General features: G+C 72.1%; 1 protein-coding gene. It reads left to right on the top strand.

Annotation, left to right across the window (positions count from 1 at the left end; all coding sequences use genetic code 11):
- Nucleotides 1–106 precede the first annotated feature (106 nt).
- Nucleotides 107–605, top strand: a 499-nt coding sequence (locus CLD20_RS20030) for a YbgF trimerization domain-containing protein (RefSeq protein WP_304504371.1), incomplete at its 3' end; no start/stop codon positions are given.

Genomic DNA, 605 nt, shown 5'->3' with positions numbered 1-605 from the left:
CTCGAGGTGATCGGTTATGGCGAGGAGCGTCCGGCCTCGCCGGGACAGAGCGAGTCGTCCTGGCGGCTGAACCGGCGTGTGGTCATCGAGTACTGAGGAGGCGCGAATGCGAGTCCTGCAGAGAGTTCGTGGCGGCCTCGGGGTCGTCGTCACCCTGGTGCTGAGCGCCGCCGCCGCGCCGGTACTCGCCGTCGACGCCCGGCTCGAGGACCGGGTGGCGCGGCTCGAGCGCGTCATCGAACACCAGCGTGGCTCGGACATCGAGCTCCAGCTCCAGCAACTGCAGAGCGAGATGCAGGCGCTGCGCGGTCAGGTCGAGGTCCAGCAGTTCGAGATCCAGCGTCTCGAGCGTCAGTTGCGCCAGCAGTCGATCGACATCGACGCCCGGCTCAACGGCGCCCGCGCGCGCCCCGAGACCCCGGAGCCGCCGGCCGCGCTCGAGGCCCCGGTCGATATCAACCAGCCCGAGCCCGCGCCGGTTCGACCGGCCACGCCCGCCGGCGGTCCCGGCGCCGGCGTCCCCTCGCTGCCGAGCCCGGAGACCGCCGCCGGCGACGAACGCGACGCCTACGGCAAGGCCTTCGATCTGCTCAAGGCGCGCAAGT

Source organism: Afifella sp. IM 167, assembly GCF_020144925.1.
Taxonomy (GTDB): domain Bacteria; phylum Pseudomonadota; class Alphaproteobacteria; order Rhizobiales; family Afifellaceae; genus Afifella.
The sequence above is the reverse complement of the archived record's forward strand: the minus strand, read 5'-3'. Positions and strand labels throughout refer to the sequence as shown.